Below are 13,470 nucleotides of genomic sequence, written 5' to 3' on the forward strand. Positions count from 1 at the left end.
AGAGTAGGTTTTTAAGATGAAGGGGAAGTTACAAAATATTCATCCGTTAGGAATGACAATTATAATAGGGACTTTATTTGCGAGGTTCGCCACGTCAATGAGTATTCCTTTTTTAGCAATTTATTTAACGACTGTTAAAGGCGTATCAGCTGGAATGACGGGTGCTATTATTGGAACGAGTGCACTTGTTGGAGTGTTTGCTAGTTTTATCGGAGGGAATTTATCTGATCGATTCGGTCGAAATATGATTCTAATATGGTCCATGATCGTTTGGGTATTTGTATTCATAGGATTTTCACTTGCAGATCATGTTTTAAGTTTCTTTTTATTAAATGCTTTAAATGGATTATGTAGGTCCTTTTTTGAACCGACGTCAAGAGCGTTATTATCAGATTTAACGAAACCAGAGTATCGTTTACTCGTATATAATTTGCGTTACGGTGCAATCAATGTTGGAGTAGCGATTGGGCCACTTGTCGGATTACAGATTGGAAGCGCAAAATCAACAATTCCTTTTTTAGTAGCAGCTGGAGTATATATTCTATATACAGTTATACTAGCGTTTCAATTCAAGAAATATCCAGTGGAACAAAAGAAAATCAATAAAGAAAAGCCTGTTACAATGCTAAATGCGCTGCGTATATTACGAAAGGATGTCGTATTTTTAGTTGCGTTAGTTGGTATTATTTTGAGTAATTGTGGTTTTTCTCACTTAACGACGACAGTATCACAATATTTTGCAAATGCACATATATTCCAGGATGGAGTGAAATTATTTTCATATATGTTAGCATTAAATGCGATTGTTGTAGTCGTAATTCAATATCCTGTTATTCAAATGTGTAAAAAGTATACACCATTAGCATCCATTATGGTTGGAACTTTATTTGTGAGCGGGGGATTATTTGGATTTGGAATAGTAGAATCTATGCTAGGTGCTGCTATTTGCACAATTATTTTTACAATTGGAGAAGTCTTAATGTTTTCGATGACGGATGTATTTATTGATGATATAGCTGTTGCGCATCTAAAAGGAACGTACTTTGGAGCAATGGGCTTTTCAGGAATTGGAGCAGTAATTGGTCCATGGTTTGGGGGAGTACTTCTCGATTATTACGGGTACCAAAATGGATTTGTAGTATTTTCAGCGCTAGCTATATTTTCAACTGTAGCGTTTCCAGTACTGTTAGTTACGAAAGGTTTATTGAAAAAAAGATATGATGGGAATTCTAATATGGAAGTACATGCGAAATAAAATAAGCCCCAGTCAACGACTGGGGCTTATTTTTGTATTTATTTTACTTCTCAATTTGAAAAAGAACTTTCTTTTCATGTTTATTAGCTACTTCATTTTTGGAAATATGAATGGCTAAATATCCATTCTCTAAGCAGGCTAGCATCTTTTTATAAATAATATTATCGGGTAAAGGAATGATCCTCTGCAAAGAAATATTTTTATGAAGTATGCAAATGTTTAGGCCTGTCTTCATCTTTTTAATGACTACATTTTGTTCTGTCACATTTGGTACATCTGTTTCCAAAATGTATTCTTGTTCCGTTTCACAAAGGTCAATATGAATTTGATTTGGGAAACTAAAGTTGCTACAAGAATCAGAACAAAACTGATCCATCCATTCTTCGAAACCATCAACATGAAAAAGACAATCCTTCTTTTTCTTGCCCATGTAAGACACCCTCCGTAAAATCTCAATTCATACTATGTTATGCATGAATGAAGCAGGGGTGAAGAATAAATGGAAAAATATAAACATTGTATGTGGAAAAGGTAGCTAGTGTGCATTTTTTGTTTTACATATCATGATGTGCATGATGTTTTTGACGTGAATGGTTACGGTTTTTTACTTTATGAGATCCGCTTAATGGTTCGGGTTGTCCTTTTTTTTCTTTCGCTTCACGATTGTTTTTTCCCATTGTATGTGACACCTCCTCTTTCTTTTTAGAATGAGAGAAGTTTGCAAATTTATACGAGAATGTTTTTAGAAAAAAAGGTAAAGATAAGTGGGACTAACTATTATGGAAAGGGGATTGTATAATGCCATATCATAAAGATAAGCAACAAGCTTTTCAAGCAGCGCAGCAAGGTGTTACACAAGCAGAAAATGCATTTAACAACATTGTAAAAAATGATCCAAACTACGGTCATGATTTAAAAGAATTACGCCAAGAGGTTCAGGAAGCGTATGAACAGATTCAAAATGCACTAGAAGTAGCTTCGGAAACACAACGCCCACAACTTGAGCAATACGAAAATAATCTTCAAAATATTATGCAGCATGTAGATCAATTAGAAAAGTAAATGAGGTTGTTGTGTATTCGACAACCTCTTACTTTAACGAATATTATGCGAAAACAGAAAATTTTTCTACTCATTTTTTCTTTATTATGCGCAGTACATATATTTCAAGTTGAAAAAGTGGAAGCGAAAATGTTGCTCAGAAAAGAGCTAGAACCAACTGGCTATGTAACATGGGAAGTACCTAATAATGAAAAGATTATTGCTATTACATTTGATGATGGACCGGATCCAACTTATACACCACAAATTTTAAATTTATTGCGCCAATATAAAGCAGAAGCGACATTTTTTATGATTGGATTTCGAGTGCAGCGTAATCAATATTTAGTGAAACAAGTGTTAAAAGAGGGGCATGAAATTGGAAATCATACGATGAACCATTTGTATGCGAGTAATTCATCGGATGAAAAATTAGAAAATGATATTTTAGATGGAAAGAAATTTTTCGAAAAATGGGTGAAAGAGCCTTTGCTATTCCGTCCTCCTGGCGGTTATATTAACGATGCTGTATTTAAAACAGCGAAAGAAGCTGGTTATCAAACGGTTCTATGGTCGTGGCATCAAGATCCGCGTGATTGGGCAAATCCAGGGGTTGAATCTATCGTAAATCATGTAGTGAAACATGCTAAAAGTGGTGATATCGTATTGTTACATGATGGAGGAAATGATCGTAGTCAAACAGTAGCAGCATTAGCAAAAATTTTACCTGAACTGAAAAAGCAGGGCTATCGATTTGTAACGGTTTCTGAATTGTTACGTTATAAACATTAGAAAAAATCCCAAAAGGTGAATGTTCCTTTTGGGATTTTTCGTTACTGGTTCTTTTTGCGTTTCTTATTATTTTGTCGTTCTGCAGCAGTTAAGTTTTCATTTGCAAACTCTTCGTTATAACCAGCACCTTGTCCTTGTGCGGATGCAGCATTCATTCCTGAAATAGTATGATTAGCTTTTCTTTTACCCATTTTATTTCACCTCTATAACTTTTTTTGTAAGTTGAATGATGAGCAGTTCATAGTGCATATGAACTGTAAGTAAAGCGCTAATAGAGCACTTTACTTTATGGTAATAGTATTTATAAGGAGCATGAAAGCTATTCAAATTTAGAAACATAAAGAAAACTTATGATAATCTATAAGTTTCTTATTATTTACTTATTTAGAAAGTTGTAATAAGATATTATCGTAAGGTATTGAAAAGTTTGTCTACATTTTATATTCAGACAACTTAGTCACGTTTAACAGGGGGGAAACATAATGGTCAAACATAATCCATTTCAATCACGTGCAACTTTTGAAGTAGATGGAAAAACGTATCATTATTATGATTTGAAAGCGCTTGAAAATGCAGGGGTTGGCAACGTATCTCAATTACCATATTCCGTGAAAGTTTTACTTGAATCAGTACTTCGTCAAGTAGACGGACGTGTAATTACAGAAGAGCATGTTACAAATTTAGCGAAATGGGGAACGAAAGATGTGCAAGATATCGATGTTCCATTTAAACCATCTCGTGTAATTTTACAAGATTTCACTGGTGTTCCAGCTGTTGTTGATTTGGCTTCGCTTCGTAAAGCAATGGCAGACATGGGTGGGGATCCTGATAAAATTAATCCGGAAATTACTGTAGACCTTGTAATTGATCACTCTGTACAGGTTGATAGAGCGGGTACAGCAGACGCGCTTGCATTCAACATGGACTTAGAGTTTAAACGTAATGAAGAACGTTATAAATTTTTAAGCTGGGCACAAAAGTCATTTGATAACTACCGTGCAGTTCCACCAGCTACAGGTATTGTACACCAAGTAAACCTTGAATATTTAGCACCAGTTGTTCACGCGGTAAAAAATGCTGAAGGTGACTTAGTTGCATACCCAGATTCATTAGTTGGAACAGACTCACATACAACAATGATTAACGGTATCGGTGTTCTTGGATGGGGCGTTGGTGGTATTGAAGCAGAAGCGGGAATGCTTGGACAGCCTTCGTACTTCCCAGTACCTGAAGTAATCGGTGTAAAATTAACTGGTACACTTCCAAGTGGTACTACAGCAACAGACGTTGCATTAAAAGTAACACAAGTATTACGTCAAAAAGGTGTAGTTGGTAAATTTGTTGAGTTCTTCGGTAATGGCTTAAAGAGCATGCCTTTAGCTGACCGTGCAACAATTTCAAACATGGCACCAGAATACGGCGCAACTTGTGGATTCTTCCCAATCGACGAAATTTCATTAGAATACTTACGTTTAACAGGTAGAGATGAAGAGCAAATTCGCGTTGTTGAAGAATATTGTAAAGCGAACGGCTTATTCTATACAGCAGACAGCAAAGATCCAATTTACACTGATCTTGTTGAAATTGATTTAAATACAATTGAATCTAACCTTTCTGGACCGAAACGCCCACAAGATTTAATTCCACTTTCAGACATGAAAGATGCGTTCCACAAAGCTGTTGTAGCACCAGTTGGAACACAAGGACTTGGATTTAATGAGCAAGAGTTCGATAAAGAAGTGAAGGTTACATTAGAAGATAAAGAAGTAACGATGAAAACAGGTGCAATCGCAATCGCTGCAATTACAAGCTGTACAAATACATCAAACCCATACGTATTAATTGGGGCAGGTTTAGTTGCGAAGAAAGCAATTGAAAAGGGACTTAAAGTACCTGAATACGTAAAAACATCATTAGCACCAGGATCTAAAGTTGTTACGGAGTACTTAGATAAATCAGGTTTAACAACGTATTTAGATCAATTAGGTTTCCAAACAGTTGGTTACGGCTGTACGACTTGTATCGGTAACTCTGGCCCATTAGCACCGGAATTAGAAGAAGCAATCGCAGCAAACGACTTACTAGTAACATCTGTTTTATCTGGTAACCGTAACTTTGAAGGTCGTATTCACCCGCTTGTAAAAGCAAACTACTTAGCATCACCACCACTTGTTGTGGCATATGCACTTGCAGGTACTGTTGATATTGACCTGAAAAATGATGAAATCGGTAAAGATGCAAATGGCAATGCTGTTTACTTCAATGATATTTGGCCATCAGCTAAAGAAATTGAAGATGTAGTTCAAAGCGTTGTTACATCTGAGCTGTTCAAGAAAGAATATGCACAAGTATTTAACAGCAATGAGCGTTGGAATGAAATCCAAACTTCAAACGAAGCTTTATATACTTGGGATAATGATTCAACATACATTCAAAACCCACCATTCTTTGAAGGTTTATCTAAAGAACCAGGTGAAGTTGAAACGTTATCAGGCTTACGCGTAGTTGGTAAATTTGGTGACTCTGTAACGACTGACCACATTTCACCAGCAGGTTCAATCGGTAAGCATACACCAGCTGGACGCTACTTATTAGAAAATGGCGTACAACCAGTTGACTTCAACTCTTACGGTTCTCGTCGTGGTAACCATGAAGTTATGATGCGTGGTACATTCGCGAACATCCGTATTAAAAACCAAATCGCACCAGGAACAGAAGGCGGATATACAACATACTGGCCAACTGGTGAAGTAACATCAATCTATGATGCTGCTATGAAGTATAAAGAAGATGGCACAGGCCTTCTAGTTATTGCAGGTAAAGATTACGGTATGGGAAGTTCTCGTGACTGGGCTGCGAAAGGTACAAACTTATTAGGTATTAAAGCAGTAATCGCAGAAAGCTTCGAACGTATTCACCGCAGTAACTTAGTATTAATGGGCGTATTACCACTTCAATTTAAAGATGGCGAAAGCGCTGAAACGTTAGGTCTTGTTGGTAACGAGTCATTTGAAATTCAAATTGACAAAACAGTTAGACCGCGCGATCTTGTAAAAGTAGTTGCAACTGATGCAGATGGCAACGAAAAACAATTTGAAGTAGTAGCTCGTTTCGATAGTGAAGTTGAAATTGACTACTACCGTCACGGTGGTATCTTACAAATGGTTCTTCGTGAGAAAATTGAAGAGTCTAAAGTGTCGAACTAAATAATTGAAATGAATGATAAGGAAGCTAACAACTGTTAGCTTCCTTATTTTATGGAAAGGGATGAAACCAAATGGTTTCATCCCTTTCTTTTTACTATAAAAATGGAGGGAATACTATGAAAGAATATAAAAGAATTTTGTTACCGTTACAGAAAGAAAAAATATTAGTAATAGCAGCTGTATGCAGTGGGATTTTTGCAGCTATTTTAAATCTATCCCGTCCACTATTCATGGGACTAATTGTAGATAACCTAATTCAACGAGAGCTGAAGGGAGCGTATTTTTACATTACTTTGTTTACAGTTACCCGCTTATTGATGTGGGTGAACAATCTTTCATTTGATTATGTAAGCTCAAAAGCGAGCCAGCGAATATTACGAGAGAAGCGTATAGATGTATTGCGCCATTTTTTCCTATTACCGTTTGAAGAGAGTGAGAAAATCAAACAAGGAGAGCTAGAAACGTTAGTCGTATCTGATATTCCGAACTGGGTCAGGCTATATGGTTCTATATTAATAGAATATATACACGCCATTGCGCAATTTATCGGTGCGATCATAGCACTACAACATATAGATATACAGTTTATATTGTGGGTAACTCCATTTTTATTTTTAAGTGCAATGGTTCCAATGCTTTTAGGGAAAAAGATAAGAAATATTGCCAGTATTGCTCAAAAAAATCAATCAACTGTTGTAGAGATGGTGTCACAGTTTGTAAAAGGAGCGCAAGATTTACGTAGTTTGCAAAAAGAAAAATGGGCTATTGGCTTATTTAAAGGAGTAACGGCACAATCTTATAAAACAGAAGTAAAGAAGACGATGATGCAGCATTGCATTGGAGTAGTTGGAACAGTGATTGAAACAGGAGCATATATCGTTGTTCTTATTATAGGTGCGCAAAAAATAATGCAGGGCGAAATGGAGGTTGGTTCACTTGTTGCAGTTTTAGCGACAATTGAGATGCTCTTTTTCCCTGTCCGTTACGTGGGCGATTTATTAATGATGTCACAAGTTGCAGTTGCTTCGGCAAGTAGAGTGTTTTTCTTTTTAGATAAACGAGTGGCAAATAGTAATGTAGAAAGAGCGATGGGGATGACAATAACAAATGTCACATTTCAGGAAAATGATGAAGAGACATGCAGAATTCATAATATTGATTTGCAAATTAATCCTGGTGAACTCGTTATGATTGTCGGAGAAAGTGGTGCAGGAAAAACAACGCTTTTAAAATTAATGACAGGTTTGTATAAACCATCTAACGGTAGCATTGCTTATTATGGAAATGAGGCTCGATTGACTACAGTGTGGCAAGAACCTCGATTCTTTCGGACGACAGTAAAAGAGAATATGTATTTCGGGGAAGTGGGCTTAGAAAACGAGTTAGAAAAAAGTGCTGAACTTGTAAATGTAACGCCGATTATTAGGGGGTTACCTGAAGGAATTCAAACTGTACTACATAAAAGCGGTGAAGAGTTTTCGGGAGGAGAAAGAAAACGGCTTGCATTATTGCGAGCAATTGGTTCAAATCCGAATTTTATTATTTTAGATGAACCGACTGCGGGATTAGATCCGGGCAATCAAGAATTTGTTTGGAATATGATAGAAGGACTAGGAAGCGATGTAACGAGAATTGTGGCGACACATGATGTCGAGAGGGCGATGATAGCGGATTGGATTGTTGTCATGAATAATGGAATTGTTGTGGAATGTGGGGATCCTAGAGAGTTATTAACATATAAATCATTTTTCAAAAAGATGTTAATAAAAAGATAAGAGCGACATAATGCTCTTATCTTTATTCATTCTTATTAAGTTGATACGTATAAGATTCAGTATCGTTAGTACTAAACTCTTTCATTAGAGTCAGTTGGTTTGTATCTGGATTATATTTGAAAATTTTGACCGTATGTTCGCTACTTAGAGATGGATTATATTCTTGAATGGCAAATGTATTTTCAGCAATCTGTGTCATATTACTGGTCGAAACATTTTCTATAGAATCGTGATTTGTAGAAATTTCAACGACTTGTTTGCCGTTAAAAAATAAAAGAACAATCCCTAAAACAACTAAATATATTCGTATATATCGAAGTTCTTTGCAAATTGGATGTTCTCCCAAAACAGTCATCCTTTCTATAATTATTCTGTAGTAGTGATGGTGGTCGTCGTGAAGAAAGTAAGAACACCGAGGCCTGCTAACAGGATAAATGAAATTAAAGCGATATAGAGACAAATACGACCAACTTGTTTTTTCTCAGGGTCTTTACTGAATAGTGAGATGATCCATGTGATAATACCGATTGGGGAAAATATAAAACTAAGAATATATAGAAGTACTTTTTCAAATAAATTCATAGGAGCTCCTTTCATTATGAAACATTACATATATTTCTAATTATATGATAAAAAGGTAAATATTTCATCTTGGTTATAAAAATTCTGATTATTTAGACTGTGAATATTTCCAAGCTTGTCCGTATAAGCTAAAATAAGGTATATAGCATTTTGGTGAATATGTTACAAGACAAACACGTTAGGGTGATATAAAATGTGGCGGAAGCTTACGATTATTGTAGTGTTACTTTGTTTAGCGGGATATGCAGCTTATGAACAGTTTGGTAAAAACGATCAGGCGGTACAAGGGGAACAAGAAAAAAGTGAAGCTGCTATGAAAGAGATGATTGCAAGTAATGGTATTGAAATAGGGAAGAGTGCACCAGACTTTGCATTAACGAAGTTAGATGGAACGAATGTAAAGTTATCAGATTTAAAAGGAAAGAAAGTGATTTTAAACTTTTGGGCAACGTGGTGTGGACCTTGCCAGCAAGAAATGCCGGATATGGAAGCTTTCTATAAAAAACATAAAGATAACGTAGAAATTTTAGCAATAAATTATACGCCTTCCGAAAAAGGTGGAGGAGTAGAAAAGGTAAGTAATTTTGCGAAGGAAAAAGGAATTACATTTCCTATCTTATTGGACAAGAACATTGATGTAACAACAGCCTATAAAGTCATTACGATCCCAACTTCGTATTTTATAGATACAAAAGGTGTCATTCAAGATAAGTTTATTGGGCCGATGACGCAAAAAGAGATGGAGAAACGAATTGCTAAATTAAAATAACAGTGAAAAGGTAGAGATGGAATATAATCATTTCTGCCTTTTCTTTTTCACGTAGTGAAAGCTTCATGATATGATAAAAGAAATATAAACGTTGAGAGATAAAGGAGTGTATTTGGAGTGGGGAATATATCCTTACCGTTAGATTATGTTGTAATTGACTTTGAAACAACAGGATTTAACCCTTATAATGATAAAATCATTCAAGTGGCAGCAGTGAAATATCGTAATCATGAACTAGTAGATCAATTTGTTTCCTATGTGAATCCAGAGCGTCCAATTCCAGACCGAATAACGAGTTTAACGGGTATTACAAATTATCGTGTTTCAGATGCACCGACGATTGAAGAAGTGTTACCTTTATTTTTAGCATTTTTACATACGAATGTAATTGTCGCTCATAATGCATCTTTTGATATGCGCTTTTTGAAAAGTAATGTGAATATGCTGGGGTTGCCGGAACCGAAAAATAAAGTGATTGATACTGTATTTTTAGCGAAGAAATATATGAAGCACGCTCCTAATCATAAACTTGAAACGTTAAAGCGAATGCTTGGAATTCGTTTAAGTTCTCATAATGCATTTGATGATTGTATTACTTGTGCAGCAGTTTATCAAAAATGTGCCTCTATTGAAGAAGAGGCGAAAAGGAAATCGAATACAGAAGTACTTGATGAGACAGCAGTATATGAAGCGGTAAAAGAGATACTTGTACGAAATAAACGTGATATCGAATGGATTCGTTGCATGAATGTAGGAAGCTATTTAGATATAAAAGCTTTTTATCCAGTTATGAGATTAAAGGTAAAAGGGCGAAAGAAATACGTATTAACAGACATATTAGAAGATGATGTGAAAGAAATATGTACGAGTTTAGCCTGTGAACCGGCGTTAAAAAGTGAAGTTGGTAATACGAGAATTATGCTGAATAGCTTAGAGGATGTCTTGAAATTAGAAAGTTATATTTTAGAACAGTATGATTTCGTACTGCAAGCGCTGCATGATTATAAACAAAGTGAAATGAATGCAGATGAAAAGTTAAAAGAGTATTTAAATATTATGGTATGAAAAACTCCGTGTACGTTTTATTGTACACGGAGTTTTTTTAGGAGTATTAAAACATAAAATTTTCTTGCAAATCTGATTAAAGAGTTTTTCCTTTGCTCATACTATGTATAGTAAGAATGAGAAGGAGAGAGGGTGAACAGCATGAGAAGAAGTCGTCGCAAATCATTTGACGAGCTTGTGAAAGAAAATAAACAACAATTATTAAGCGATCGCGATGCAATCGATCGTATTGAAGAACGTATTGAAAAACGTTATGAAATGAAACTTTTTAAGCAAGCTGAATAATTCTTAACGCTAGTACGATACTACTGTTAAGGAGGCGATAGTAATGAGTAATCCGAAAAAGAATTCAAAAGACTTTGCACCGAATCATATTGGAACACAATCAAAAAAAGCTGGTGGCAATAAAGGGAAGCAAATGCAAGACCAAACGGGTAAACAACCGATTGTTGATAACGGTTAAAGAAAAGGAGAATATTGTATTCTCCTTTTTTATGTATAAATTTGAGGGAAGATAGGTAATTTAAGATGGTGTGTATATACAATATTAGGAGGAAAGTACATGCCAAATCCAGATAATCGAAGTGATAACGCTGAAAAGTTACAAGAAATGGTGCAAAATACAATTGATAACTTTAATGAAGCGAAAGAAACAGCGGAACTTTCTAATGAAAAAGATCGTTCTGCTATTGAAGCAAAAAATCAAAGACGTTTAGAAAGTATTGACTCATTAAAAAGTGAAATCAAAGATGAATCTTAACAGAATGTACAAAAAGGGCTGACTTTTGTCAGCCCTTTTTCGTAATCGTAAAGTTTTCAACAAGTAAACGCCAATTTTGCGGGAATGGTAAACCAATCTTCCAATAACTAATACCACCTATACCTTGTTCTTTCATTAAATTAAACTTACTTTGAACAGACCGTGAATCTTCAAACCAAACTTCGTGTTGTACACCATTTTCATCGAAATAATTAAAATGAGGAGCCTGTGCTGTGAAATCATAGCGGATCGGAACATTGTATTTACGAGCTAGTGCAACAGCTGCGACAGAGCTAATTGCTTTTGCAGGCGGATTTCCTTCTTTGAATGGAAGTTTCCAATCGAATCCGTATAAATTTTGTCCCATCATAATTTTTTGCGGAGGCATTTGAGATTTTGCGTATTGAAGTACTTCTTTTACAGGACCGATAGGAGAAATAGCCATCGGTGGTCCGCCCTGCCAACCCCAGTCGTATGTCATAATGACGACGAAATCAACAATTTGACCTTGTGCTTTATAATCATGAGCTTCGAAAAATTTTCCCTTTTGATTTGAACTTGTTTTCGGTACAAGTGTTGTACTTAGTGTGTACCCATTAGGTAAGCGTGTTTTCACATTTCGTAAAAAACGATTATACGCTTCGTGATCTTCAGGTGCAACACTCTCGAAATCAAAATGAATATCTCGCATACCGTACTTCTCAGCTGTTTGCAAAATGTTTGTAATAAATTTATTTTGAATCGTTGCATCACGTAAAATAACGGATGTTAGATCGGCACTAAAGTTTCCATTTTCAATATTTGTAATAACGAGCATAGGAATGGTGTTTCCTTGCGTTGCAATATTAGCAATTTTAGCTGTTTCAGTTGGTTCTTTTAACGTACCATCTCTTTTTGCCTCGAAACTGAAGTAGGCTAAATATGTTAAAAATGGATTAATAGCACGTGTAGAATTAACTAAACTTTCTTTAATGGGGATAGTTGAAGGTTGTAAATAAGCGATGGATTCTACTGCTCGTTTCGTCCCTTTTGGAATATATAATTGCTGGCCAACATGGAGAATGGATTTTAAAGATAAATTATTCACTTTAGCTAAACTAGCGAGAGGAACGTTATATGTTTGAGAGATTCGATATAAGCTATCGCCAGGCTGTACATAATAATTATTTCCTTTCGTATTCACAATTAGTGCCTGACCAACAACGAGTGTTTCAGCTGGATTTAATCCATTGTCTTTTACTATCTCGTCAGGTGTTGATCCATATTTTGATGCCAAGCTATATACGCTATCACCGCTACGAACCGTTACAATTTGAATCATATGCTTGCTCCTTTCGGTAAAAGATTCACTATTTTTATTTTATTTTTGATGTCACTGTATTATGATTAAATGTATGCAAGGTAGCAGAAGTGAAAGAAGGCGAATACATATGTTTGTAGCAGAACATGAAGTTGAAATCCGTTATGCGGAAACAGATCAAATGGGTGTTGTTTACCATTCAAACTATTTAGTGTGGCTTGAACTAGGTCGCACGAAACTTATACAAGATTTAGGGTTTTCATATGTTGAAATGGAGAAGGAAGGAATTATTTCTCCTGTTTTAGATTTGCAAATTTCTTATCGTAAAGCGATGCGCTACGGGGAAAAAGCAATTGTAAAAACGTGGGTTGATACAGTGAGCCCGCTTCGCGTTGTATATGGATATGAAATTTATAATGGTGATGGCGAACTTTGTATTACTGCAAGTACAACGAATATTTGTGCAAAAAAAGAAGGGTTCCGCCCTGTATCATTTAAAAAGTTCTATCCAGAGTGGTATGCGAAATATGAGGAAATTAAGAAAAAATAAAAAAGCGTGGCGGAAGCCACGTTTTTTTATTTTTCATAATTAAATTGCGGGAAATCATCACCGTCGTTAAATGTAACAACTAAATTATGTCCATCGAAGAACCACTCATCATCGCTTTCAATAAAGAAGTTAATATCTTCTTCTTGAATTTGAACAGCAGGGTGTGCAGGGTCATCTTTTCGAATACCTAAAGAAAGTCCTTTTTGCACAGTACTACAACCACCGTATTGTACGAAAAAGCGTAGTGTTTCACCTGATTGTAAGTTTAATTCGTTTTTATACCATTGTGCTGCTTCTTTTGTTACGGAAAGATTCATGTATAGTTCCTCCAAATTATGTTGCTTTTTCTTTAGTATAAAAAATAACGCAAAAAGA

18 protein-coding genes are annotated in these 13,470 nt (G+C 35.5%); 11 read left to right on the forward strand and 7 right to left on the reverse strand.

What is annotated here, in order from left to right; all coding sequences use genetic code 11:
• The first annotated feature begins 16 nt into the window (after window positions 1–16).
• The gene (locus QCI47_RS09800; protein WP_061536686.1) at window positions 17–1,255 is read left to right on the forward strand and encodes an MDR family MFS transporter; all 1,239 of its coding nucleotides are present in this window, start codon (window positions 17–19) and stop codon (window positions 1,253–1,255) included.
• A 43-nt stretch (window positions 1,256–1,298) separates the two neighbouring features.
• On the opposite strand, the gene QCI47_RS09805 is transcribed toward QCI47_RS09800, so the two are convergent.
• Window positions 1,299–1,685, reverse strand: a complete 387-nt coding sequence (locus QCI47_RS09805; protein ID WP_061536685.1) for an Hsp20/alpha crystallin family protein — start codon at window positions 1,683–1,685, stop codon at window positions 1,299–1,301.
• A 124-nt stretch (window positions 1,686–1,809) separates the two neighbouring features.
• The gene (locus tag QCI47_RS09810) at window positions 1,810–1,932 is read right to left on the reverse strand and encodes a small acid-soluble spore protein P (RefSeq protein ID WP_000517649.1); all 123 of its coding nucleotides are present in this window, start codon (window positions 1,930–1,932) and stop codon (window positions 1,810–1,812) included.
• Between the two features lie 121 nt (window positions 1,933–2,053).
• Here QCI47_RS09810 and QCI47_RS09815 point away from each other — a divergent pair, with 121 nt between their 5' ends.
• On the forward strand, window positions 2,054–2,317 hold the full coding sequence (locus tag QCI47_RS09815) for a hypothetical protein (protein WP_001146294.1): 264 nt from the start codon (window positions 2,054–2,056) through the stop codon (window positions 2,315–2,317).
• A 45-nt stretch (window positions 2,318–2,362) separates the two neighbouring features.
• On the forward strand, window positions 2,363–3,088 hold the full coding sequence (gene pdaB / locus QCI47_RS09820; protein ID WP_309422919.1) for a polysaccharide deacetylase family sporulation protein PdaB: 726 nt from the start codon (window positions 2,363–2,365) through the stop codon (window positions 3,086–3,088).
• 41 nt (window positions 3,089–3,129) lie between these two features.
• On the opposite strand, the gene sspO is transcribed toward pdaB, so the two are convergent.
• Window positions 3,130–3,279, reverse strand: a complete 150-nt coding sequence (gene sspO / locus QCI47_RS09825; RefSeq protein ID WP_000518051.1) for an acid-soluble spore protein SspO — start codon at window positions 3,277–3,279, stop codon at window positions 3,130–3,132.
• A 291-nt stretch (window positions 3,280–3,570) separates the two neighbouring features.
• Here sspO and acnA point away from each other — a divergent pair, with 291 nt between their 5' ends.
• Together acnA and QCI47_RS09835 are read left to right on the forward strand one after the other, a co-directional pair.
• Window positions 3,571–6,294: an aconitate hydratase AcnA gene (acnA, locus tag QCI47_RS09830; protein WP_000238570.1), complete on the forward strand. Its 2,724-nt coding sequence runs from the start codon at window positions 3,571–3,573 to the stop codon at window positions 6,292–6,294.
• 71 nt (window positions 6,295–6,365) lie between these two features.
• A complete protein-coding gene (locus QCI47_RS09835) occupies window positions 6,366–8,069 on the forward strand; it encodes an ABC transporter ATP-binding protein (RefSeq protein ID WP_080450297.1) in 1,704 nt (567 codons plus the stop codon).
• 22 nt (window positions 8,070–8,091) lie between these two features.
• Here QCI47_RS09835 and QCI47_RS09840 read toward each other — a convergent pair whose 3' ends face one another.
• Window positions 8,092–8,424 carry a YmzC family protein gene (locus tag QCI47_RS09840; RefSeq protein ID WP_074570690.1) on the reverse strand — a complete coding sequence of 111 codons (333 nt, stop codon included), beginning with the start codon at window positions 8,422–8,424 and terminating at the stop codon, window positions 8,092–8,094.
• A gap of 11 nt (window positions 8,425–8,435) precedes the next feature.
• A complete protein-coding gene (locus QCI47_RS09845; protein ID WP_016125104.1) occupies window positions 8,436–8,651 on the reverse strand; it encodes a hypothetical protein in 216 nt (71 codons plus the stop codon).
• Window positions 8,652–8,844: 193 nt separating this feature from the next.
• Between QCI47_RS09845 and QCI47_RS09850 the strand changes: the two genes are divergently transcribed.
• The 5 genes from QCI47_RS09850 (at window position 8,845) to tlp (ending at window position 11,245) form a co-directional block, all read left to right on the forward strand.
• The gene (locus tag QCI47_RS09850) at window positions 8,845–9,420 is read left to right on the forward strand and encodes a redoxin domain-containing protein (protein WP_061536681.1); all 576 of its coding nucleotides are present in this window, start codon (window positions 8,845–8,847) and stop codon (window positions 9,418–9,420) included.
• Between the two features lie 117 nt (window positions 9,421–9,537).
• Entirely contained in the window at window positions 9,538–10,485 is a 948-nt protein-coding gene (locus QCI47_RS09855) for a 3'-5' exonuclease (protein ID WP_061536680.1), read from the forward strand.
• 141 nt (window positions 10,486–10,626) lie between these two features.
• Window positions 10,627–10,770 carry an FbpB family small basic protein gene (locus QCI47_RS09860; RefSeq protein WP_001254697.1) on the forward strand — a complete coding sequence of 48 codons (144 nt, stop codon included), beginning with the start codon at window positions 10,627–10,629 and terminating at the stop codon, window positions 10,768–10,770.
• 43 nt (window positions 10,771–10,813) lie between these two features.
• Window positions 10,814–10,948: an acid-soluble spore protein SspN gene (sspN, locus tag QCI47_RS09865; RefSeq protein ID WP_000070190.1), complete on the forward strand. Its 135-nt coding sequence runs from the start codon at window positions 10,814–10,816 to the stop codon at window positions 10,946–10,948.
• 99 nt (window positions 10,949–11,047) lie between these two features.
• The gene (gene tlp / locus QCI47_RS09870) at window positions 11,048–11,245 is read left to right on the forward strand and encodes a small acid-soluble spore protein Tlp (protein ID WP_001133509.1); all 198 of its coding nucleotides are present in this window, start codon (window positions 11,048–11,050) and stop codon (window positions 11,243–11,245) included.
• A gap of 28 nt (window positions 11,246–11,273) precedes the next feature.
• Here tlp and QCI47_RS09875 read toward each other — a convergent pair whose 3' ends face one another.
• A complete protein-coding gene (locus QCI47_RS09875) occupies window positions 11,274–12,566 on the reverse strand; it encodes a glycoside hydrolase family 18 protein (RefSeq protein WP_353811764.1) in 1,293 nt (430 codons plus the stop codon).
• Between the two features lie 109 nt (window positions 12,567–12,675).
• Here QCI47_RS09875 and QCI47_RS09880 point away from each other — a divergent pair, with 109 nt between their 5' ends.
• The gene (locus QCI47_RS09880) at window positions 12,676–13,095 is read left to right on the forward strand and encodes an acyl-CoA thioesterase (protein WP_000495810.1); all 420 of its coding nucleotides are present in this window, start codon (window positions 12,676–12,678) and stop codon (window positions 13,093–13,095) included.
• Between the two features lie 26 nt (window positions 13,096–13,121).
• Here QCI47_RS09880 and QCI47_RS09885 read toward each other — a convergent pair whose 3' ends face one another.
• Complete coding sequence (locus tag QCI47_RS09885; protein ID WP_001054442.1) at window positions 13,122–13,412, reverse strand: HesB/YadR/YfhF family protein; 291 nt, start codon at window positions 13,410–13,412, stop codon at window positions 13,122–13,124.
• Between the last annotated feature and the right edge of the window lie 58 nt (window positions 13,413–13,470).

It is taken from the genome of Bacillus cereus group sp. RP29, assembly GCF_040459765.1.
GTDB classification, from domain to species: Bacteria; Bacillota; Bacilli; order Bacillales; family Bacillaceae_G; genus Bacillus_A; species Bacillus_A paranthracis.

Coding starts and splice junctions, on each gene's coding strand:
- QCI47_RS09845 (WP_016125104.1), bottom strand. CDS start 8,651: ATGAATTTATTTGAAAAAGTACTTCTATATATTCTTAGTTTTATATTT.
- QCI47_RS09835 (WP_080450297.1), top strand. CDS start 6,366: ATGGTTTCATCCCTTTCTTTTTACTATAAAAATGGAGGGAATACTATG.
- pdaB (WP_309422919.1), top strand. CDS start 2,363: ATGCGAAAACAGAAAATTTTTCTACTCATTTTTTCTTTATTATGCGCA.
- QCI47_RS09805 (WP_061536685.1), bottom strand. CDS start 1,685: ATGGGCAAGAAAAAGAAGGATTGTCTTTTTCATGTTGATGGTTTCGAA.
- QCI47_RS09885 (WP_001054442.1), bottom strand. CDS start 13,412: ATGAATCTTTCCGTAACAAAAGAAGCAGCACAATGGTATAAAAACGAA.
- QCI47_RS09810 (WP_000517649.1), bottom strand. CDS start 1,932: ATGGGAAAAAACAATCGTGAAGCGAAAGAAAAAAAAGGACAACCCGAA.
- QCI47_RS09850 (WP_061536681.1), top strand. CDS start 8,845: ATGTGGCGGAAGCTTACGATTATTGTAGTGTTACTTTGTTTAGCGGGA.
- sspN (WP_000070190.1), top strand. CDS start 10,814: ATGAGTAATCCGAAAAAGAATTCAAAAGACTTTGCACCGAATCATATT.
- QCI47_RS09815 (WP_001146294.1), top strand. CDS start 2,054: ATGCCATATCATAAAGATAAGCAACAAGCTTTTCAAGCAGCGCAGCAA.
- tlp (WP_001133509.1), top strand. CDS start 11,048: ATGCCAAATCCAGATAATCGAAGTGATAACGCTGAAAAGTTACAAGAA.
- QCI47_RS09840 (WP_074570690.1), bottom strand. CDS start 8,424: ATGACTGTTTTGGGAGAACATCCAATTTGCAAAGAACTTCGATATATA.
- QCI47_RS09860 (WP_001254697.1), top strand. CDS start 10,627: ATGAGAAGAAGTCGTCGCAAATCATTTGACGAGCTTGTGAAAGAAAAT.
- QCI47_RS09800 (WP_061536686.1), top strand. CDS start 17: ATGAAGGGGAAGTTACAAAATATTCATCCGTTAGGAATGACAATTATA.
- QCI47_RS09880 (WP_000495810.1), top strand. CDS start 12,676: ATGTTTGTAGCAGAACATGAAGTTGAAATCCGTTATGCGGAAACAGAT.
- acnA (WP_000238570.1), top strand. CDS start 3,571: ATGGTCAAACATAATCCATTTCAATCACGTGCAACTTTTGAAGTAGAT.
- sspO (WP_000518051.1), bottom strand. CDS start 3,279: ATGGGTAAAAGAAAAGCTAATCATACTATTTCAGGAATGAATGCTGCA.
- QCI47_RS09875 (WP_353811764.1), bottom strand. CDS start 12,566: ATGATTCAAATTGTAACGGTTCGTAGCGGTGATAGCGTATATAGCTTG.